Genomic DNA, 22,466 nt, shown 5'->3' on the forward strand with positions numbered 1-22,466 from the left:
GAAATTTTTATTTTTTGTTTTGAATACTATGATTACAATGTATAATTATTATATGAAAGTGAATAATTACATAATTGGAAAAAGCAAAAGAGCAAAAGGAATATATATTTTTGCTGGAATTTCTGGTGGTTATGGTGCTGGTACTAAGAAACAAATTGGTTTGGGTTGGTTAGAACAATTAGAACAAATTAATCCTGATGTTATTTCTATTTTAAAAACAAAAGCAAAAGAACTTACAGAAGATATGGAAAAAGATTTCGTTAAACAAGAATTACTAAATTCTATTCAAAATCAAAAAATTACAGTTAATTCAATTAACTATGGAATAGAAGTTATTTATAAATTTATAGACAAACTACAAATCTTTGAATCGATATCAAAAACCAAGCATAAGGATTTAAAATCAATTTTAGAATATTGCATTGCTTCTAGAATAATTAATTCAAATAGTATCATTAGAAATTTTGAAATTAAAGATAACTTTATTAATACAATAAAATCACAAAAAGATGCATTTTATTCTCTTTTAGATGTATTAGTAGAAAATGAAAAAGGTATTTTAAAGAACTTAAACAATAAATTAAGTAAAATTACTAACAGAGAAATTGAACTTGTTTTCTTTGATTCGTCAACTGTTTATTTTGAAACTTTTCAAAGAGATGGATTGAGATTTCCTGGTTATTCAAAAGACGGAAAATTTAAAGAAGACCAAGTTGTTTTGGGTATGGCAACTGATATTAATGGAATACCAATTCATATGAAATTATTCAAAGGAAATACAGCAGATCCAAATACTTTTATCCCTTTTATTTTAGACTTAAAACAAACTTATCAAATTAATAACATAACCATTATTTCTGATAAAGGTATGTCCACAAATAGAAATATTCGTTTTTTAGAAGATTTAGGTATAAATTTTATTATTTCATATAGAGCAAAGTCAGGAAGCGCTGAATTTAAGAACTATATTTTAGATCAAAACGGTTATGTTGGTAATTCTGAATTTAGATATAAAGAAATTGAATATAAGTCATTATGAAACAACAAAAGATTTAACGGGAAAACTAGAAGAAGAATTATTACTTATTCAAAATCAAGAGCAATTAAAGATAGAGAAGATCGTAAAATACTCATAAATAATTTTGAGAAAAGACAAAATAAAGACGGAATTGTTAGAGGTGAACAAATGTTTGCTTCAAAAAAATATAAGTTTTTTAAACAAATAGGTCGTAGTGATTTTGAACTAAATTGTGAAAAAGTCTTAGAAGATAAAAAGTTCGATGGTATTTATGTATATGAAACAAATAGAACTGATTTAACACCACAAGAAGTAGTTCAAATTTACCAAAACCAATGAAGAATTGAAGAAAATTTTAGAACATTAAAAACAGCGTTAAAAGTAAGACCTGTATATGTATGAACCAATTCTCATATTAAAGGTCACTTTATCTTGTGTTATTTATCTTTAGTAATAATTAAGACAATAATTCACTTATTGAATGAGTCATTTAAAAAAGATGCAGGACTTATTGATTTTAAAATAACAACTGATAACTTTATTAAAGCTATATTAACAGCTAACAAAATAGTTAAAAAGGTTGATAACAAAATAATAGAGACATTATTTGAAACAAATGAAAATAACAAAAAAGATTTTCAGAATTATGTATTAATTAAAAAATTCACAGATTTTATACATAGTAAATTAGATATATAAAAAGACGAATTTCCCTATTTCATAGGGTTATTCGTCTTTTTATCTTAATTAACTCAGAAACTCAGGAGAAAAATAAACTAGATTTTGAAACCTACATTGTAAAATTTTTGATGATCCTCATCCTCCTTATAGTTACAAAAAAGATTTATTATTTCTTTGAGAAAATTAAAGTTCGAAACAAATTAAATTAATAAAACACACAAAAGTTATGTAGAAATTAAAACTTTTGTGTGTTTTATTTGCTTTATTCTATTTTACAAATTTTTTGTATTCTGAATATCCTTTTTCATCCATTTCTTCAAACGGAATAAAATCTAGTGCAGCACCATTTATACAATATCTCAAACCACCCATTTCTTTTGGACCATCATTAAATACATGTCCTAAGTGATTATCACCTTTTCCAGATCTTACTTCTGTTCTAACCATATTATGAGAGTTATCTTGTAAATATAAAAGGCTTTCTTTTAATATCGGTTCTGAAAAACTTGGTCAACCGCAACCTGAATCAAATTTAGTAGTAGAAGAAAAAAGCGGTTCTTTACTAATTTTTTCTACATAAATACCTTTTCTATATTCATTATTTAGTTCTGAAGTAAAACTTCTTTCTGTTGCAGACTTCTTGAGAACATCATAGCTTAATTGTGATAAATTATGTTCTTTCATAAGTTTTTGTTCTTCTGTTAATATTTCTTTTTCCATAATATCCTTTATTTATAACTTAGTTCTTTATCATGTATTTCTGAAGAATAATTTTTAATAAATTCAGTCAATAAATCTATTGCTGCTTGAATATCTACAAGTGAAGCTACACCTAGTGGACTATGTAGATATCTTTGGGGTATAGAAATTGTTACTACAGATGCACCACCTTCACCAAATTGCAATTCGGCAGCATCTGTTCCTCCACCACCTGCAATGTATTTATAAGCAGGTATATTTTTTTCTTTTGATAATTTCATTAAATAATTAATAAGCTTTGGATCTGGTAATGTACCACCATCTTTTACTAAAATACTTACTCCATTTCCACAAACTGGTGTTCCTACTTTTGCACCTGTTGTATCATGTGAAGCTCCAGTATCTAAAGCAAATGCTATGTCTGGTTTGATTAGTGAAACAGATGTTTTAGCACCTCTTGTTCCAACTTCTTCTTGAACTGTTCCAACTAAATATACATCACATTCTAGGTTTAGGTTTTCTATATTTTTTGCAATAAATTCAAGTGATGTAACTCCTGCTCTGTTATCCATTGCTTTTCCACCAATTAAATTATTTGCTAATAATAAAGTTTCTCCTGAAATAAAAATTTTATCTCCAATTTCAATACCAGCATTTTGAACTTCTTCTTTTGATTTAAAACCTAAATCAACATATAAATCATCATTTTTCATTGCTGATTTATTTTCTTCTGGAGTTTGGATATGAATACTGGTATGACCAAAAACACCATAATAACTTTTATTTGTTTTGGATGATACAACAACTGCTTTAGTTCCTATTACAGTACTTGCTCACACACCACCAATTGGACTAACCATAATGTTTCCATTATCTTTAATCATTCTAACCATATAACCGACTTCATCCATATGAGCAGCTATCATAATTTTAGGTGCATTTTTAGATGAAGATTTTTTGTAAAAAATAACAGAACCTAGTTTATCTCTAAATACTTCAAATTTACTTGAATTTATATTTTTTTTCAATTCATCTACAACCGGTTCTTCAAATCTAGAAATTGCTTCGATAGACATATAGCAATCTAATCTTTTTATTAAATCTTTATATTTATTTTCCATAATTACCTACCATATTTTATATACAAAACACCAATTAAAAAACTCCATATGGAGTGAATTTAATTGGTGCCTTAGACAGGACTTGAACCTGCATGGATTTCTCCGACGGATTTTGAGTCCGCAGTGTCTGCCATTCCACCACTAAGGCATATTTATTATTATACTCTTTAATTTTAAAATAATAAAGTAAAAATAAAAATATTGTTATTTTGTTTAGTAAACAGAAAATATAAAAACAAAATACGATATCATATTATTATGAATAAAATAACTATTTTTGAAACTTTTGCAGGAATCGGTTCACAAATCAAAGCATTAAAGAATATTTCAAACAAATTTAATTTGAAAGTTGAAAGTTTAGGATTTGTAGAATGATATTTAGACGCAATAATTTCTTATGAAATTATAAATAATAAAATCTTAAAACAAGATAAAAAAACAAACATAGAGGATATAAAAAAATCTTTATCTAGTTTAAAAATTAGTTCTGATTCTAAAAATATAGTTTCACCTAATTATTTTAGTAAACTAACTGCAGAGAGATTGAGAAGTATTTATCCATATCTAAAAAAGTTTATTAAGAAAAATATATGAGAGAGAGCACTTAAATTGCTACCTTGATATAAATGATGTTAATTTGCTACCATCAAATATTGATATATTTACTTATTCATTTCCTTGACAAGATATATCCCAACAAGGAAAACAAAAAGGAATCAATGAGCAAACAAGATCTAGACTATTATTACAAGTTAAAAGAATTTTAGAAATAAATAAAGATAATTTACCTGCTGTTTTATTATTAGAAAATGTAAAAGCATTAGGATCTAAAAAATTTACTACTTCATTAAATGAATGAATTTTATTTTTGGAATCATTAGGTTATGTATCTGAATATAAAATTTTAAATTCTTCAGATTTTGGTTCTTGTCAAAATAGAGAACGTTTATTTATGGTTTCTATTTTAAAAAATAAACAATTAAGAAAATTTAATTGACCAATTCCTTTTTCTCATAACAAAACATTAGAAAATATAATAAAACTCAATGAAGATGATATTTTTCTAGATAAATTAAAAGATAAACAAATAACAGAATTTAAAGTAACTAAAAATAATATAACTAAAAGTCTTATCTTAGAATATACTAAATTTAATTCTGAAAACTATTTATATAAACCTTTCGGATTTGGGCCTACTTTAACTGTTTCTGGAGCTAATTCAAGAATAAAATTTTATTTCGGTTCAGTGGATAAAGTTAAAGAGATTACTCCACTTGAATCTTATTTATATATGGGTTTTTCAAAGAAAGATGCTAATAAAGTTATAAATTCAGGTTTAATAAATAAAAGTAAAATGATTTTTACTTGTGGTAATTCTATTTCAGTTGAAGTATTAGAATCATTATTCTAAAGCATTATAAAATGTATCAAATAAACTATATTGATTTAAAGAAATTTGAATTTAATATTGAAACTTCAAATTGAAATAAAAACACTAATTCATCAAAATTTAGAGGAAAAATAATAATCATTTTTCATAAAGAAACCTTGATTTTATATGCTTATAGAATTATTATAGATGAATGTTATATAGATTTAAAAACAACTAAAAGTTGATTTGAATCAAATAACAATAATTTTAAAAGAAGAGAAGAATTATTTAGGAAGTTAAATTTAAAACAGGAAATCAGGAATCATTTAAATGACAATAAATTAGTTCATATAAAACCTAATGAATATGAAAAATTAAATATTATTAATGATTATTTACTAAATGAGTATAAAAGTACAATAAAGAATGTAAAGTTTTTATTCAGTGGAAATAATCCAACAGGTGAATTGAAAAATCACCAAAATGCACCTATTATAATTTCTGAATCCGTTGATATATTAGAACAAAATTTCAGTATTTTTTTTGAAAATTACTCTTTTTTCAAAGAAAACAAATATGATTTTTCTATATATTTTGAACCAAGTAATTTTAATAATTTAGAAACTTTAAATTATATAAACTTATTAAAAGAAACTCAAAACACAAGAATTAAAAATTTAATAAAAAATATAACTCTATTGTTGATTAAAAAAACTAATGATATGGGGAAATCTATTATAAAAGAATTTCACAAGTTATTAAATTTATCCAAAATAAATAAATTAATCCAAGAAAGAAGGCATAAATATTATAAAAATATAAAATTAGATGAACATTTTGTTTTTGAAACAATATACAAAAAAACAACAGAAAGAGCACATATTTATCCTGTCTCTAGAATTAAATAAGAAGTTATAAGTAAGATAATAAATGAAAATAAAGATTTAGATTCTTTAGAGATTCAAAAAAAGTTAGATGAAATTTCAGATATAAATAATTATATAAACTTACCTTCAGAATTACATACATTATTTGATTCAAACTTATTTACTTATAACGAATATAGCGGTATGTTGCAAATTTATAATTATAATGAAGAAATAGATGACTATTATATAAATTTACTAAAAACCAAGTTTAATAAAATACCAGATATTCATTTCAATGAAGAGAGAAGAAGGTATTTTACATTAAGGAATAAATAAAAATACAGAAACGGATTTCTGTATTTTTATAATTATCTAACTCTACCAATTTGGTCAGAAGTTGTTTCTGCTACTGTTTTACCTTCATTAATAGTAAAATCAGACATTGTTCCTTCATTTAAAACAACAACAATTACATCAGATCTAAGTTTTTTTTGAGCTACATATTCTAAATCAACTTGAGCTAATTTATCACCTGCTTTTACTTTGTCTCCAAGATTAACAAAGTTTTTAAAGCCTTCTCCATTTAATGATACTGTGTCAATTCCGATATGAACCAATACTTTAACACCTTCTTTTGTTGTTATTCCATAAGCATGTTTAGAATCTAATAAAACATCTACTGTTCCATCAACTGGCGAGTATACGTTCCCGATTTTTTCTGAATCAAATTTAACAGCAAATCCTTTTCCCATTAAGTTTGACGAAAAAACACCATCATTTAATTCTTCTAATGGTACTAATACACCTTTTGCAGCAGTTTGTATTCTTACTGATTTATTAGAACTTTTAACTAATGTTTCGTCTTCAGTAGTTGAGTTTTCTTTTTGTTTAATTTCTTCTAATTTTAATTCTGAATTATCAGAAGATTTTTTTTCGTATTCAGCAATTAAGTTTCTTTGTGATTGAATTTTAGCATTTACCTGCTCTGCTACTGGTCCCATAATTGCTTGAGCATGAGTTTTACCTTCAAATTTAACTGCTATAGCACCTGCTGATTTTAGTTTTTCTACATCTACTTTAGAAGTATCTTTAACATCATATCTTAATCTAGAAGCACAGTTATTATATGCTGTGATGTTCTCAGTTCCACCAAAACCTTGAACTATTGCATATGCTTGTGGATCTAAATTTGAATCAGTTTTATTGTCTGAGTTTGATTTTGCAAGATAATCAGCTTTTGTAAATAATTTGGTATTTCCACCTCTTCCTGGTGTATGTAAATCAAATTTTTTGATTGAGAAGTAAAACACAATAAAGTAAATTGGAATATATCCTAAACCAATTACAAGTGGTCATCAGAAGTTTGTTCCTTTTGCAACTGGAATAATTCCATATAATAACATATCTAAAATTCCACCTGAAAAGGCCATTGGAATATGAACTCCAGCTAAGTTTGCAAACATAAATGAAAATGCAGCCATTAAAGCATGGAATCCTCAGAATAATAATGGAGCTAAGAATAAGAATGTAAATTCAATTGGTTCTGTAACCCCTGTAATAATAGAAGTAAACGCAGCCGGAACAACTGTTCCTAATGCTAATTTTCTATTTTCTTTTGGAGCAGCTAAAATCATAGCTGCAGCTGCTGCTGGTAGTCCAAAAATCATAAATGAAAACTTACCATCAGCAAAACGTCCTATTTTCATTCCGATTCTTTCGATGAATGTAAATAATGGAACTATGTGTGTGACTTTATTGATTGTATAATCAACTGTCGAACTTGAAAATCCTAATAAAGATAATGAAGCAGTTGAATCTCCAGCATATTTTGTTGGATCTTTTTGAACTTCATTAATTAATTCTTGTAATGTATTACCAATTACAAAACTATCACCATAAGTGTCTTGTTGAGTTTGAATTCATGTTTGTAATAATGAATTAACATCTCCACCAGCACTTGAATATCATAATGGTGAATAGAATACATGGTGTAAACCAAATGGAATTAATGATCTTTCAATAAATCCAAAAATAAATGATTCAAAACCATATGGTACTTTACCTAATGATGAACCAAATATATTAAGACCTGCACCAATTCAAGGTCATAAAATTAAATAAATTATTGCTAGAAGAGCTGAAACTGGAATAGCAATAATTGACACAAATCTTTTTCCACCAAAGAAAGAAATTACTTTAGGTAGTTGAATTGTGTGAAATCTATTGTATAAGTATTGAACTGTTAATCCAATTGTTATTCCACCAAAAACAGAAGTTTGTAGTGATCTAACACCCATTGAATTACCTACAAGACTTTGCAATAATTCTGGTCTTCTTCCAGCTCCATTGAACAGAACTGTATAACCAATTATCTGTTTTTCAGCGTTATATTCAGGTGTAATAAAAACACTTTGAATTGCTAAGAAAACCATATACGAGATAATTGTCGCAAAGACACCGACACCTGCTTCGTCAGTAAATGCAATAACAAAAGCAGCAGCAAACAACAATGGTAATACAGCAAAAACTGGATCACCTAATTGTTTAATGAATCTTCCTGTTGTCACAAGGGCGATATTTGCTTTATCAATCCCTTCAATAGCTGCACCTACTCCTAAGAATAAACCAGCTATAGACATAACAGAAATAGGTAGCATAAAAGCACCAGAAATCTTAGAAAGTATTTTTCTTAACTTCCCAGATGAACTATTATTCATCTTTTTTGTTTCTTTTACTCTACTTGATTTTTTAAATAATGAATTCATGTTATTTCCTTTTTAAATAATTTTGCTTAAATATAAGCATTATTATTATAAATAAAAATGAAATCACTATTTTATTTTATTAATTTATTGAAAAATATAATATGAAAAAATTACCTTATTTTTAATAATATGTAGTTAGTTTGTTCTTTGTATAATGTTTTTTAATAATTGATAAAGGTATTAATATACTAAATAACACGAAAACATAGATAGGAATAGATATCATTGATCTAATAACTATTGGTGTCATTAATATCAAGTATTGATCTTTAATATTATATGATCTTCCCAAGAAAAAGTTTGCATATCTTATAAATGCAAATGGACCTCATATTCATCTTGCTAAAACTATTAATGATACAGTTAGGAAATAAACTAAAATTAGTAATGCTATTTTTTCTTTTTTAACTTTATTATTAGTTTTAAAATAAATAATAACTAATAAAAAGAAAATACTTAAAATAACTAAAGATAAAGTTAAAAGAACAATTCCTGCAGTTAATGAAATTCGAGATAGTCCGAATGTTCTAGAAATTCTTAACCCTTTTGGATCATTAAGTTGGGTTGTAAAAATATAAATTAAAACTGCAAAAATACCTAATAAGAAAATATTCATTATGACAATAGATAAATTCTTGTGTTTTTTAAATAAGTCTAAAAATAGTCCAATTAATATTGTCCCAATAATAGGAACAATTGCATAAGCTCAATGGTAAAAACCTATTCTTCCAGCAAATAATAAACCAAAAAAATCTGCCATAAAAGATAATAATGTACCTTTTAATTTACCAAAGAAATAAGCAAATAAAATATAAAAAATATATTCAAAATCTAAGTTAATAACCCTTGCTACTGTAAAATTTTTAATTAATGAAATAATTAAAAATAAAGAAAATAATATTCCTGCAAAAGCTACATCTTGTGTAGAAAAACCAAAACGTTTTTTCTTTTTAGCTATTTTATAATTTTTATATATTTTTTTATCTTCTTCATATAATGATATTAAATAAAGAAATCTAAATAGAGAACCTACTAAAAGTCCATAATTTGAAATTAATATTCATTTGAATTTATTGTTATCTTTTTCTTTTTGGTCTAAATTTATGAAAAATTCTTTTTCATATGAATATTCTAAATATGAAACATATACCAAAAATGGTATAAACACAATGGTAATAGATATTAAAAAAATATTAATTATTTTAACTATATTAAACACTTTTTCTTCAAAAGTTATTAAACCTAAATTAGGGATAGAAAAAATAGATGCTATAAGTATTAAAACTCAAAAAAACTTAAAAAATGTATTTAATGAAAATAATTTTCATAGTTTTTTTTCTTTCTGTTCGTAATTCATGCATCTATTATAATATATTAAATTTAAATTGTAGCTGTTTTATTTTCTAAATTTTGTTTTAGATAAATATAAGTTAGTTTTGTTTGAATTTCTTCATTAGTGAAATGATATTTAATTTTGTCTAAAATATTTAATTCATTCATTTCGCTAATATTTCCTAATTTTTCACTTTCTTCATCAATAAAAGTGTGTTCTGAAAATGTATCAATATCCATTCGATAAAAATTCTTGTACATTAATTTTAAATTTCACATTTTTTTATTATTATAAAGTTCAGTGAAATCGGTATCTTCTGTGTTAGTTTTATTATTTAGTAATTCACCAAATATAACATCCTTTTCTATAATAAATATAGGAAACAAACCATAAATATCGTTTTGTGAAAATTTGCATAATGAAGAATGTAATTTTTCATTCATTTTATATAATCTAAATAATTTTGTTTTTCTATTGTTTTTGTCTTTTTTCATTCTTACCTCACTTAAAGAATAATTAAATTCTTTGATAGGACTAAAAAAGAACAAAGTTTAATGTATTATAATTTAACTAATGTATAATATTAATTAATATACATTTAGTTTTAAGGAGTACAAAATTATGATAAATGTAAATGAATTTAAACCAGGAATAACATTTCAAGATGAAAATGAAATTTATGTTGTTTTAGAAGCGCAACATTCAAAACAAGGTAGAGGACAAGCTAATGTTAAAGCAAAAGTAAAAAATTTAAGAACTGGTGCTACAACAATTAAATCATATACAGGTGGAGATAAAGTAAAACCAGCACATATAGATAAAAGAAAAATGGATTATTTATATTCAGATGGTGAAAATATTATTTTAATGGATAGAGAAACATATGAACAAATTGAAATTTCTGTTAACAAAGTTCAATGAGAATTAAATTTCTTAAAAGAAGGAAATGAAGTTCAAATTAGAAAATTTGAAAATGAAGTTTTAGATGTTGAATTACCAGCAAACGTAACACTAGAAGTTACTTCTGCTCCTGATGCAGTTAAAGGGAATACAACAACAAATCCACAAAAGAAAGTTATAGTTGAAACTGGTTATGAATTAGAAACTCCAATGTTTATTAAAGAAGGTGATTTAATAACTATATCAACTGAAACAGGTAAATATACAGGAAAAAGCAATAAATAATGTCTAATGAAATAAATGTTTATTATAACTCAGACCAAGTTTATATAATTAAACAAGAAGCTATTTATGATGTTTTGAATAGTGCTTTAGAAAGTTATAATAATGTTAAATTAAATAAATCTATAAATTTAAAATTTGAAAATAATTCAAATGTTTGAATTTTAGTTGATATAAAAATTAAAGAACAAAATTCAAATCAGTTATATGAAATTATTAATAAATTAACAAAAGATATAGATAGTGTAATTAAGTCATTAATAGATAAAAGTCCTAAAAATATTCAGATAGTTTTTAGTGGTTATTACTAATGAAAAAAGAAAAAAATGATATTTCATATGATTATGCTATTTTTAGAACTAAATTTGAAATTTTATTATCTAATGAAATAAATAAAATACAGAAATTCAAAAAGAATAAAACTAACACTGATTACTTAAAAATGATAGTTGGTTTAAAAAAGGAATTAAGAAATTATTCAATAAAAAGTCAAGATTTAAAAGCTAATTATTTAGCTTTTTTAAAAGTTAAAAAAGAATACCAATTAAAAAGAGTTGTTTGATGGATTGTAGGGGGATTTTTATTGTTTTTTATTATAATACTAAGTATTACAATTCCTTTTTTAATATAATATGAAAAATAAATTTAAGAAGTTTTTACTAAAATATAAATCTTTTACAATTTTAGATTGAGCAACATTTACTATTGGAATTATGTTAATATTACTTTATTTATCTATTATTCTGTGAAACTGATGAGATAAAAGTTATTTAACATGAAAGACTTATTATGATAACCCTGAAATAATAGCAAAAATAAATGAAATAGCAAGTGCATATGAGGATGACGAACAACGCAATATAGTTTATAAAGCGTTGTTACCAAATGCAACATTATTACTTTGAGGTGAAACAACTTATTGATTTACTTTTATGTCTAATATTTATATGAGTATAACAATAGTTTTATTTCCTTTTTTTAAAAAATCAAAAAAAGCACAAAATTTCTATTTTGCTGGGATTGTATATATTATAATAGTTGTTTTAGTATTTTGATTTGGTTGAATTTCTGATCCTAATATTGGTGGTACTTTCACTCAAAATGACTTTTATAGAACAATTATTTGACACGGAATTGCTCCTTTTTTAGGAATCTTAACAATCTTTTGAGAAAGGAAGAGAATTAAAATAAGTACTGGTAGAATTTGATCTTTTTCTATTTTTCCAAGTTGTTATTTAATATTTATATTATTTATATATTTTTTTGGTTATAAATTTAAAAATCTTAATGCAGTTGAATTTTTCCCTAGTTATACTAATTCATCTAACAACCCTATTCCAATTCAATTTAATCGAGAAATAGATAGAGGGATCACTATTTATTCAGCAATAAGTTTTTGAGAACCTCTTGGATATAAAGGTGATAATACATACTTAAAAAGTGTTTTAATAGTTTTTATTATACTCTCTGCTTTTTTTACTGCTCCAATTATTGGTTTTTTATTAAGAAAAATTCTGCGTATTTTACAACCAGGTCAAAGAAAATTACAAAAAATATATTTCATTAAAAGAAGAAAGTAAAAATGAATAATAAAGAAAAATACATTGCTAGTTATTTTAAAAAAACTCAAACTATATTAAAAAATGAAAAACCAAACAACATAATAACACTACAATTTTTTCAAAGAAAAGATGATTCAATTTTAGCTGGGATGCAAGAAGTTTTAAATTTATTAACAGAAGTTACAGATATAACTAAATATACAATCAAATATTTACCTGATGGTTCTTTAATTAATAATTTAGATATAGTTTTAGAATTAATTGGTCCATATCATGAATTTGGTATTTGAGAAGGTATGATAGATGGTATTTTAGCTAGAAGTACTTCTATTGCAACAAATGCATATAGATGTAAAAAAGCCGCAAAAAATAAAGAGGTTATTTTTATGGGCGATCGAGCTGATCATTATATTAATCAAGAAAACGATGGTAAGGCAGTAAGAATTGGTGGTATAAATATTGTTTCAACATTAGCTCAAAAAAATAAAAATAACATAAATGATGATAATGTTTTTGGAAGTATGCCTCACATATTAATACAAGGTTTTAATGGTGATGTGGTTGAAGCAACGAAAGCATTTCATAAAAATTTCCCTAATCATAAATTAATATCGCTTGTTGATTATAATAATGATGTTATAAGCGATTCTTTAAAGGTTTGAAATGCTTTAGGAAATAAAGTATGAGGGATAAGAATTGATACATCAAAAAATATGGCAGATCATATGTTTGATAATGAAACACCACAATACGGAGTAAATCCAGAACAAGTTTTTAGACTACGTAAAGCTTTAGATGAAGCAGGAGCTAAAGATTATAAAATTGTTGTTTCTTCTGGTTTTGATGAAAAGAAAATAGAATATTTCGAATCATTAAATGTTCCTGTTGATTATTACGGAGTTGGTCAAAGTATTTTTAAATTAAATAATTCATTTTCAGCAGATGCAACTATTTTAAATGGAGAAAAACAAGCAAAAGAGGGAAGATACTATCGTTTAAATCCTAATTTAATTGAATTTAAAGGATTACAAAATAACAAAAATATCGGAAATTAATCCGATATTTTTGTTATTTCTTACTAACATCGCAAACATATTTTTCTCCTGTGTTTCCCACTTGTTTATTAAAAAATAAACAAAATGTTATGAATTTTAACCTCACATATATTTATATATAAATATATGTGTTTTATTTAATTTTTTTAAATTTATATTTACATTTATTTACAATTATGTTATAATAAGAATATGAAGGAAAAGAGTAATAATTTAGTTTTATTTAATGTATGAGGAACTAAGAAAGGTGTTGTTTACAAATATGTTGGATATGGTAATGGTTATGGAACGAATCCCACAAGATTATTTAGTTTAGGAAATCTACAAAAACTTTTAGATAAAAATCCAAATGCTGTCGAAATACTTAAAGATAAACTAAAATCATTTACAAGAAATGATGATATGGAAGTTGTAAAATGAGCATTACTACAAAGTTTAGAAACTGAAAACATTCTTAAAACAAGTAGAATATTTGGAGTAGATTTAATTTATAAATTTTTAAACAAACATAAATTTAAAAATCTCTTCAATAATACAAAACAATTAAATTCTTATGAAATTTTTAGTTTCTTAGTTTCCAAACGAATAATTGATCCGTCTAGTATTTTTAATTCTTTTAATGAAAAAGATGAATATTTGAATGATATTAAATCTTCTAAAAATGCTTTTTATAGAACACTGGATGTTGTTTATAAAAACAGTGACAAATTGTTAGAACACCTTAGACTAATGGTAGAAAAAGAATTAAAAGAAAAAACAAACGAAATTTATTATGATACATCTACTATTTATTTTGAAACATTCACAAGAAATGGAATAAAACATCCTGGTTATTCAAAAGATGGAAAATTTAAGGAAGACCAAATAGTTATTGCTCTTGCTTGTGATAAGTATGGAATCCCTTATCATTTTAAGTTATTTAAAGGAAATACAATTGATTCTAAAACATTAATTCCGTTTTTTATAGAAATAGAAAGAAAATATGGAACAAGAAATATAATGGTTGTAGCAGATAGAGGCATGAGTACTGCTGCTAACATTAGATTTCTTGAAAAGAAAGGATATAAGTTTATTATTTCTTATCGTGCAAAAACAGGTGGTAATAAATTCAAAGACTATATCACAGATGAAAAAGATTATATTCAAATAGACAATGAATATAAATATAAATCATTTTCTTTTGTATCTACTTATAAAAAGAAAAGAGGGGATTTAAATCATTTAAGACTTAAATTTATTACTCACAGTAATAAAAGGGCAAAAAAAGACAAAGAAGAACGGCAAATTTTAATAGATAATTTCAATAAGAAAAGAAACAAAGATGGAACTGTGGATTCTAATAAAATGTTAGGTTCTAAGAAATGTAAATTTTTTAAAGAAATATCAAAACTAAAATTTGAATTAGATACTGAAAAGGTACAAGAAGACGCAAAATTAGATGGTTATTATGTATATGAAACAAATCTATTTGACTTAGAACCTAAAGAGATTATTCAAAAATATGCAAATCAATGAAAAATAGAAAATGACTTCAGAATTCTTAAAAGTTTTCTTAATATTAGACCCATCTTCTTAAGAGTAGATGACCACATTTATTCACATACACTAATATGTTTTACTTCTTTAGTTGTTTTAAAACTACTAATACATAAAATAAATAAAACAATGATTGACAATGGTGTATTGGATGAAAAATTAACTGAAGAAAAGTTTATTAAATTACTCAATAAAGTAAGAGAAAGATTAGATTTAAACTCAAAAACAAAAGAAATTTTAAAAAGAGAAAGGGAGGATTCACAAAGTTTTAATAACTCTTGATATTATTTTGATATTTATTCAAAAATTGTAAATAAATAATTAACAAAAAATACTTAAACATCTATATTGTAGGTGTTTAAGTATTTTTTTAATAAATAAGTGGGAAACTCAGGAAAAGAAATCAGAATAATCATATGATTATTCCATTAACATTTAATGAATATGAAATTGTTAAACCAGTTTTAATAAGTGAATATATAGATAATGATTTTATTGAAATTATAATAAAAAAACAAAAAGCAGTTGGTATTCAACCAATGTTATTTTTGAATCTATCAGATAAAAATTTCTATATTAACAATGAATCTATTATAGGTAAAAATATTCAAACCAAAGATGTAATTCAATATGTTATTGACCCTAAAAAATTTATGAATTTATTTGTTAATTTAGTTTTAGTGTTTGCTAATTTATCAAAAGAACACAATCAAGATATTTTGCGTATTTTAAATTCTATATTAGATTATTCAATAAATATAGAAGAAAATATGTGTAAAAACTAAAATAACTAATATTAATATTTAATAATTTAAAAAAAGTAATAAAATAATAAAAGCATACTAAAGGAGACAAAAAATGATAAAGTTTCAAAAAAAATATGAAATTATTTTTTGAACTTTATGAATCTTTTTTTGTGTTTTATTTGGATTAGTTTCCTTAGAACATAATGGCGCTTTCTTTGGTTTTGCTATAGGATCTTTATGTTCTTACATATTGTTTAAAATAACATTAATATTAACTTTTAATAATTCAAAAAATAAATTATTTGTTTATTTTTTGAATATCTTAAAAATGTTTATTTTTTATATATTTATATTAACAATTATTTATTTAATTTTAAAAATAAATAATTTATATACAAAAAATAATTTAAACTATCCAATTAATTTCTTTTATTATTTAGGCGGAATTAATTTGAATTTAATAGTTATTTTAATACATTATTTACTTGAAATTAAAGGAGGTAAAATTGGAAGAAATAAAAAATAGGCTGTTTATATTTGATTTACCACAAATGATTTCATTAGTAGTAACTATTTTAATAATACTAACATTATCTATTATTATTTTTATTAAAGTTAAAAAAGTAAAAAAAGACAAAGCACCTTCTGGTATTGTTTTAATAGCAGAAGGTTATGTTGGTTATATTGATGGAACTTTTGATGAAGTAACAAGTCACAGATTACCAAGTGCGAGATTTTACATTTTTACACTTGCTACATTTTTGTTAGTAGGAAATTTAACACCAATGCTTGGTTTTGAGCCGATCGGAACTGCTTTTTCAGTACCATTAACCTTAGCTATATCAACTTGAATGGGAGTATTTATAGCAGGTTTAATTCATAAGAAATTGAAATATATCAAAGAAATATTAATTAAACCTATGGATTGAATTGGTAAGTTTTCACCCTTAATTTCTTTATCTGCACGTATGTATGGTAATTTAATAGGTGGTTCTACTATTTTGGTTATGATTTATGGCTTAGCAGGATTTGGATTAATGCAAGCATCAAATTCATCAGCATTTCCATTTACATATATTTTAGGTGTTATTTTAACTCCGTTATTACATTTTTATTTTGATGTATTTGGAGCAATTTTACAAACTTTAGTATTCACATTATTAACAGCAGTTTATTGAAGTTTAGAATCTGAAAATGAAGTAAGCCATAAAAAAATATCTAAACAAGGATTATTTAAAAAATTTAGTAAAAGAAAAATCGAATCTATATATTAGGAGAAAATATGTTATCAACAATTAATACAGTTTTAGAAACAACAACAGAAGTTGCAACAAAAACAACAGAACAATCATCAAACACAACTGGAACATCAGTAGGACTAGGATTAGTTGCTATTGGTGCAGGTATTGCAGCATTAGGTGTTATTGGAACAGGAATAGGACAAGGATATGCAGCAGGAAAAGCTGCAGAAGCAGTAGGAAGAAATCCAGAAGCAGAACCTAAAATTAAACTTATGTTAATTATAGGTGCTGGTATAGCTGAAACTGCAGCTATTTATGCTTTCGTTATTGCAATGATTGTTTTATTTGTTTTAAAATAATATTAAGTTATGAATATTAAAACATCAAGTGAATTAATTAAAGAAAAATTTGATGGTTTATACCCAAATATTCCTTTAATGATTGCTACAATTATAGCTTTTATTATCATTGGAATTATTCTTTGATTTTTCTTTTATAAACCTATTAAAAAAATGATGAAAGAAAGAAAAGATTTTGTTCAAGATAATATTGACTTATCAATTAAACAAAAAGAAGAAAGTTTGTTAATGTTAGAACAAGCAAATGAAAATTTAAAAAATGCTCGACTAACTGCTGATGAAATAGTCACCCAAGCTAAAATTAAAGCAGAAAAAGTATCTGAATTTTATACAAACAAAGCAAAAACAGAAGCTAAAAGATTATTAGATGAAACTATGGTTGATATTAATACTCAGCAAAAAGAGTTTCAATTAAATGCAAAAAAATATATTGTAGAAATAGCAACAGATTTATCTCAAAAAATTTTAAAGCGTGAAATGTCTCAAAGCACACATGATGAAATAATTGATAAATATTTAACAACTGATAGTGATGTAGAGGAATTATAATGCTTGAAAAAAAACATATTTCTGCATATTCTGTTGCAATTTTTGATTTAGTTCAAGAAGAAAATAAACTAAAAGAATTGCATAAACAATTTGAAGCAGTAAAAGATTTATTTTTAGAAAATAAATCTTACATTGATTTTTTTAGTGATCACACGATTTCAGAAGAAGAAAGATTTAAAACTATTGATTTAGCTTTTAAATCTTTTGATTGAATCATTATCAACTCATTAAAAATTATTTTAAGAAGAAAATCATTTAAATACATTGTTAAAATCCTTATTGAATATTTAAAATTATCTAATAAGGAATTAAGAATAAGATATTTAGATGTTATTTCTGCTTATCCACTTACTAACGAACAATTACAAGCAATAAAAAATAAATTACAATTAAAAACTAGAAGAACTATTGAAATAACTAATCACGTTGATAAATCATTAATTGCAGGCTTTAAAATAGTTTCAAGAACTGAAACTCATGAAATGAGCATTAAAAATGATTTAGAGAATTTAAAATATTACTTAATAAAACATGAAAAGGAAGTATAAATGGCAATTAAATTAGATGATATTTCTGCAATTATAAAAGACAGAATAAAAAATATTGGTTCTAAAGTAGATTTTTCTGAAATAGGTAGAGTTATATCTATCGGAGACGGAATTGCAGTGGTAACTGGTTTAGAAAAAGTTAAAAATAGTGAAATAGTGGTATTTAATAATTCTGTTTATGGTCTTGCTTTAAACTTAGAAGAAGAAACGGTAGGAGTTGCATTATTTGGTAATGCAAACTCAGTTTCAGAAGGTGATACTGTTAAAAGAACAGGAGAAGTTATTTCAGTTGGTGTAGGAGATCAATTATTAGGTAGAGTAGTTGATGCTCTGGGGAATCCAATTGACGGAAAAGGTTCACTAACATTTACTAAGAAATCCGAAATTTTTAAAACTGCTTCTGGTGTTATGACCAGGAAAGAAGTTAATCAACCACTTGAAACCGGGATTTTAGCAATAGATTCTATGATACCAATTGGTAAAGGACAACGTGAATTAATTATTGGAGACCGTCAAACAGGAAAAACTGCAATTGCAATTGATACAATTATTAACCAAAAAGGTAAAAATGTTAAATGTGTCTATGTTGCAATAGGCCAAAAAAATTCAACAGTTGCACAAATAGTTCAAAAGTTATCTGATACAGGTGCTTTATCATATACAACAATAGTAGTAGCAGGAGCTAGTGAACTAGCTCCTCAACAATATATTGCTCCATATACAGGTATTACTATTGCAGAAGAGTGAATGCAAAACGGAGAAGATGTATTAATAGTATATGATGATTTATCTAAACACGCTATTGCTTATAGAACCTTATCATTATTATTAAGAAGACCTCCTGGTAGGGAAGCATTCCCAGGTGATGTCTTTTACTTGCATTCACAATTACTAGAAAGAGCAGCTAGACTAAATAAAGATTATGGTGGTGGTTCTATAACTGCATTACCAATTATAGAAACTCAACAAGGTGATATAAGTGCATATATACCAACTAATGTTATATCAATTACAGACGGACAAATTTTTACTAAAGAAAGTTTGTTTAATTCAGGTCAAAGACCAGCAGTTGATATAGGTTTTAGTGTTTCACGTGTTGGTTCAGCTGCTCAAACAAAAGCAACTAAGCAAGTAGTAGGTTCTTTAAAATTAGAATTAGCTCAATATAATGAAATGCTTGCGTTTGCTCAATTTGGTTCTGATTTAGATGATTCAACAAAAACAATTCTTGACCATGGTGCAAAAGTATATCAATTACTTAAACAAGAACAATATTATCCAATATCTCAAGAAATTCAGGCAATTATTTTAGTTGGTGTTAAAGAAAGAATAATTAATATCTTGCCTATAAATTATATGCATGAATATCGTGATAAAGTCATTAGTTGAGCAACTCATGAAGAAGATGGAATTGCAGTATTTTCTAGAATTCATCATAATGGTAATATATCAAATGAAGATTATCAAATTATAGAAAAAGCATTAATTAAAATAGTTTATGAAATAGTTGCTACTATACCTAATTATAACAAACGTTTATATAAACCACTACCAAAGAAATATATAGAAAATGCCTAATTTAAACAATTTAAAAAACAGAATTTCAGTTGTTTCTAGTACTCAAAAAATAACTAATGCAATGGAATTAGTTTCTACTTCTAAATTAAGAAGATTAAGAAATGAATATACACAAGTAAAATCATATTTAGAGACATTGCAAGATACTTTTAATGAACTAATAGCACATGTGCAACCAAATGATTTTTATGACATTTTTCCACAAAATAATATTGAAAGTTCACTATATATTGTTATAACAAGTGATTTAGGTTTATGTGGTTCATATAATTCTAATATTATAAAATTACTGACTGAAAAAATAAAACAAAATGATAAGATTATAATCTTAGGAACTAAAGGTGTTGGTTTAGTTTTAGGCTCTTCTTTAAAAGATCAAGTTATTAAAAGTTATATTAATATCGGTGATAAATTATCATATAAGTTATCAAATGAAATTACTAAGTTGGCTTTAGAATATTATACAGATAAGAAAATATCAAAAATTAATTTAATTTATACTGAGTTTATTAATAATTTAACTCAAACTCCAATTAGTCTTCAATTATTCCCGATAAATGTTAATTCATATTCTAAAACACAAAATCAAACTGATTCTATTGAATTTGAACCAAATGCTGAAACTGTTTTATTAGAAACTATTCCCATGTTTATTTCTAGTATGATTTATTGTTTATCTGCTAATTCAAAAATTTCTGAAATGGCTTCAAGAAGAAATGCAATGGAAAATGCAACAAGTAATGCAGGTGATTTAATTAAAGACTTAAAATTAGAATTCAATCGTCAACGTCAAGGTATTATAACTCAAGAAATAACAGAAATAGTAGCAGGAGCAGATGCAACCTAAAAGGAGAAAAGATGATTCAAAATAAAGGAACAATAGTACAAATATTAGGACCTGTAGTTGATGTAAGGTTTAATGAAGGAAAATTACCTAAATTATTAAATGCTTTAACTGTAGTTCAAGGTGGTAAATTATATACCTTTGAAGTTGCTCAGCATATTGGTGATGATACAGCAAGAACAATAGCTATGGGAACAACTAACGGATTGCAAAGAGGTTTGGAAGTATTAGATACGGGAAAACCAATTTCAGTTCCAGTGGGAAATGTTGTTTTAGGAAGAATGTTTGATGTTTTAGGAAATCCAATCGATGATTTACCATTACAAGAAGAAATAATACGTCATCCAATACATGCTTCATCTCCTACATATGAAGAACAAAAAACTTCTTCAGAAATTTTAGAAACAGGTATTAAAGTAATAGATTTATTAATTCCTTATGCAAAAGGAGGGAAAATAGGTCTATTTGGTGGCGCTGGAGTTGGTAAGACTGTTTTGGTTCAAGAACTAATTAATAACATAGCTACTGAACATAATGGTTTATCAGTTTTTGCTGGAGTGGGTGAAAGAACCCGTGAAGGAAATGATTTATACCATGAAATGAAATCAGCAGGAGTTTTAGATAAAACAGCTTTAGTTTTTGGGCAGATGAACGAATCTCCTGGTGCTCGTATGAGAGTTGCTTTATCTGGTTTAACAATGGCTGAGTATTTTAGAGATAAACAAAATCAAGATGTTTTATTATTTATTGATAATATTTTTAGATTTACTCAAGCAGGATCAGAAGTGTCTGCTTTATTAGGTAGAATGCCATCTGCTGTTGGTTACCAACCGACTTTAGCTACAGAAATGGGTGCTTTGCAAGAAAGAATTACTTCAACTAGACGTGGCTCAATTACTTCTGTGCAAGCAGTTTATGTTCCAGCAGATGATTTAACAGATCCAGCACCTGCTACAACTTTTACGCACTTAGATGCAAAAACAGTTTTAGATCGTGGTATTGCTTCGCTTGGTATTTATCCAGCTATTGATCCATTAAATTCATCTTCTAGATTACTAGATCCTTTAATTGTTGGTGCAGATCATTATGATGTAGCACAAAAAGTTATTTCAATTCTACAAAGGTTTAAAGAACTTCAAGATATTATAGCAATTTTAGGTATGGGTGAGTTATCAGAAGAAGATAAGAAAATAGTTGCTAGAGCAAGAAGAATTAGAAACTTTTTATCTCAACCATTTACAGTTGCAGAAAAATTCTCAGGTATTAAAGGTGCATATGTTCCTTTAAGTGAGACAATACGAAGTTTTAAAGCTATTTTAAATGGTGATTATGATTCTTATCCTGAAGACATATTTAGATATGCAGGAAGTATTGATGATGTAATAGAAAGATATCAAAAAAAATAAAT

Annotated in this window: 23 protein-coding genes, 1 tRNA gene and 1 pseudogene; 19 read left to right on the forward strand and 6 right to left on the reverse strand. The window is 25.3% G+C overall.

Annotated elements, in window-relative coordinates; genetic code table 4:
* Positions 1–52: 52 nt before the first annotated feature.
* Positions 53–1,717, forward strand: coding sequence for an IS1634 family transposase (locus RRG59_RS02410; RefSeq protein WP_322901920.1), 1,665 nt, complete (start codon positions 53–55; stop codon positions 1,715–1,717).
* Positions 1,718–1,966: 249 nt separating this feature from the next.
* On the opposite strand, the gene msrB is transcribed toward RRG59_RS02410, so the two are convergent.
* The 3 genes from msrB to RRG59_RS02425 form a co-directional block, all read right to left on the reverse strand.
* Positions 1,967–2,419, reverse strand: coding sequence for a peptide-methionine (R)-S-oxide reductase MsrB (msrB, locus tag RRG59_RS02415; protein WP_322901922.1), 453 nt, complete (start codon positions 2,417–2,419; stop codon positions 1,967–1,969).
* Positions 2,420–2,427: 8 nt separating this feature from the next.
* Positions 2,428–3,519 carry a M42 family metallopeptidase gene (locus RRG59_RS02420; protein WP_322901924.1) on the reverse strand — a complete coding sequence of 364 codons (1,092 nt, stop codon included), beginning with the start codon at positions 3,517–3,519 and terminating at the stop codon, positions 2,428–2,430.
* Positions 3,520–3,583: 64 nt separating this feature from the next.
* A tRNA-Leu gene (locus RRG59_RS02425) sits at positions 3,584–3,667 on the reverse strand.
* Between the two features lie 110 nt (positions 3,668–3,777).
* Between RRG59_RS02425 and dcm_N the strand changes: the two genes are divergently transcribed.
* The 3 genes and pseudogenes from dcm_N (at position 3,778) to RRG59_RS02440 (ending at position 6,096) form a co-directional block, all read left to right on the forward strand.
* Positions 3,778–4,155, forward strand: coding sequence for a DNA (cytosine-5-)-methyltransferase N-terminal subunit (gene dcm_N, locus RRG59_RS02430; RefSeq protein WP_322901926.1), 378 nt, complete (start codon positions 3,778–3,780; stop codon positions 4,153–4,155).
* 1 nt (position 4,156) lies between these two features.
* A complete protein-coding gene (dcm, locus tag RRG59_RS02435) occupies positions 4,157–4,930 on the forward strand; it encodes a DNA (cytosine-5-)-methyltransferase (protein ID WP_322901928.1) in 774 nt (257 codons plus the stop codon).
* Positions 4,931–4,941: 11 nt separating this feature from the next.
* Positions 4,942–6,096, forward strand: a pseudogene (locus RRG59_RS02440) (MAG4270 family putative restriction endonuclease).
* A gap of 32 nt (positions 6,097–6,128) precedes the next feature.
* Here RRG59_RS02440 and RRG59_RS02450 read toward each other — a convergent pair.
* The 3 genes from RRG59_RS02450 to RRG59_RS02460 all read right to left on the reverse strand — a co-directional run bounded on the left by RRG59_RS02450 (position 6,129) and on the right by RRG59_RS02460 (position 10,352).
* A complete protein-coding gene (locus RRG59_RS02450) occupies positions 6,129–8,525 on the reverse strand; it encodes a PTS sugar transporter subunit IIABC (RefSeq protein WP_322901935.1) in 2,397 nt (798 codons plus the stop codon).
* A 121-nt stretch (positions 8,526–8,646) separates the two neighbouring features.
* Positions 8,647–9,882: an ECF transporter S component gene (locus RRG59_RS02455; RefSeq protein WP_322901937.1), complete on the reverse strand. Its 1,236-nt coding sequence runs from the start codon at positions 9,880–9,882 to the stop codon at positions 8,647–8,649.
* A 23-nt stretch (positions 9,883–9,905) separates the two neighbouring features.
* Positions 9,906–10,352: a hypothetical protein gene (locus RRG59_RS02460; protein WP_322901939.1), complete on the reverse strand. Its 447-nt coding sequence runs from the start codon at positions 10,350–10,352 to the stop codon at positions 9,906–9,908.
* A gap of 127 nt (positions 10,353–10,479) precedes the next feature.
* On the opposite strand from RRG59_RS02460, the gene efp reads away from it, so the two are divergent.
* The 15 genes from efp to atpD all read left to right on the forward strand — a co-directional run bounded on the left by efp (position 10,480) and on the right by atpD (position 22,464).
* Positions 10,480–11,043, forward strand: a complete 564-nt coding sequence (efp, locus tag RRG59_RS02465) for an elongation factor P (protein ID WP_036430867.1) — start codon at positions 10,480–10,482, stop codon at positions 11,041–11,043.
* Positions 11,043–11,351, forward strand: coding sequence for an MMB_0454 family protein (locus tag RRG59_RS02470; protein ID WP_036430870.1), 309 nt, complete (start codon positions 11,043–11,045; stop codon positions 11,349–11,351). Before efp ends, RRG59_RS02470 begins: the two co-directional genes overlap by 1 nt.
* Positions 11,351–11,671, forward strand: coding sequence for a hypothetical protein (locus RRG59_RS02475; RefSeq protein ID WP_322900812.1), 321 nt, complete (start codon positions 11,351–11,353; stop codon positions 11,669–11,671). The genes RRG59_RS02470 and RRG59_RS02475 overlap by 1 nt, the downstream gene beginning before the upstream one ends.
* Position 11,672: 1 nt before the next feature.
* Positions 11,673–12,620, forward strand: coding sequence for an MAGa3780 family membrane protein (locus RRG59_RS02480; protein WP_322901941.1), 948 nt, complete (start codon positions 11,673–11,675; stop codon positions 12,618–12,620).
* A 2-nt stretch (positions 12,621–12,622) separates the two neighbouring features.
* Positions 12,623–13,657, forward strand: coding sequence for a nicotinate phosphoribosyltransferase (locus tag RRG59_RS02485; RefSeq protein WP_322901942.1), 1,035 nt, complete (start codon positions 12,623–12,625; stop codon positions 13,655–13,657).
* 192 nt (positions 13,658–13,849) lie between these two features.
* Positions 13,850–15,514 carry an IS1634 family transposase gene (locus tag RRG59_RS02490; RefSeq protein WP_322901944.1) on the forward strand — a complete coding sequence of 555 codons (1,665 nt, stop codon included), beginning with the start codon at positions 13,850–13,852 and terminating at the stop codon, positions 15,512–15,514.
* 95 nt (positions 15,515–15,609) lie between these two features.
* Positions 15,610–15,978 carry a R.Pab1 family restriction endonuclease gene (locus RRG59_RS02495; protein WP_473241510.1) on the forward strand — a complete coding sequence of 123 codons (369 nt, stop codon included), beginning with the start codon at positions 15,610–15,612 and terminating at the stop codon, positions 15,976–15,978.
* Between the two features lie 73 nt (positions 15,979–16,051).
* Positions 16,052–16,465, forward strand: coding sequence for a hypothetical protein (locus RRG59_RS02500; protein ID WP_322901946.1), 414 nt, complete (start codon positions 16,052–16,054; stop codon positions 16,463–16,465).
* A complete protein-coding gene (locus tag RRG59_RS02505) occupies positions 16,446–17,213 on the forward strand; it encodes a F0F1 ATP synthase subunit A (RefSeq protein WP_036430935.1) in 768 nt (255 codons plus the stop codon). The genes RRG59_RS02500 and RRG59_RS02505 overlap by 20 nt, the downstream gene beginning before the upstream one ends.
* Positions 17,214–17,221: 8 nt before the next feature.
* Positions 17,222–17,539 carry an ATP synthase F0 subunit C gene (gene atpE, locus RRG59_RS02510; protein WP_161553131.1) on the forward strand — a complete coding sequence of 106 codons (318 nt, stop codon included), beginning with the start codon at positions 17,222–17,224 and terminating at the stop codon, positions 17,537–17,539.
* A gap of 9 nt (positions 17,540–17,548) precedes the next feature.
* A complete protein-coding gene (gene atpF, locus RRG59_RS02515) occupies positions 17,549–18,088 on the forward strand; it encodes a F0F1 ATP synthase subunit B (RefSeq protein WP_036430929.1) in 540 nt (179 codons plus the stop codon).
* The gene (gene atpH / locus RRG59_RS02520; protein ID WP_322901948.1) at positions 18,088–18,636 is read left to right on the forward strand and encodes an ATP synthase F1 subunit delta; all 549 of its coding nucleotides are present in this window, start codon (positions 18,088–18,090) and stop codon (positions 18,634–18,636) included. The genes atpF and atpH overlap by 1 nt, the downstream gene beginning before the upstream one ends.
* Positions 18,637–20,214 (forward strand): F0F1 ATP synthase subunit alpha, encoded by a 1,578-nt coding sequence (gene atpA, locus RRG59_RS02525; RefSeq protein ID WP_322900840.1) that lies wholly within the window; start codon positions 18,637–18,639, stop codon positions 20,212–20,214. It abuts the gene before it with no gap.
* Positions 20,207–21,061, forward strand: coding sequence for an ATP synthase F1 subunit gamma (atpG, locus tag RRG59_RS02530; RefSeq protein ID WP_322900839.1), 855 nt, complete (start codon positions 20,207–20,209; stop codon positions 21,059–21,061). The genes atpA and atpG overlap by 8 nt, the downstream gene beginning before the upstream one ends.
* Before the next feature lie 11 nt (positions 21,062–21,072).
* Entirely contained in the window at positions 21,073–22,464 is a 1,392-nt protein-coding gene (gene atpD / locus RRG59_RS02535) for a F0F1 ATP synthase subunit beta (RefSeq protein WP_322901950.1), read from the forward strand.
* The last annotated feature ends 2 nt before the right edge of the window (positions 22,465–22,466 follow it).

Origin of the sequence: Mycoplasmopsis felis (genome assembly GCF_034647055.2) — a bacterium.
Taxonomy (GTDB): domain Bacteria; phylum Bacillota_I; class Bacilli_A; order Mycoplasmatales; family Metamycoplasmataceae; genus Mycoplasmopsis; species Mycoplasmopsis felis.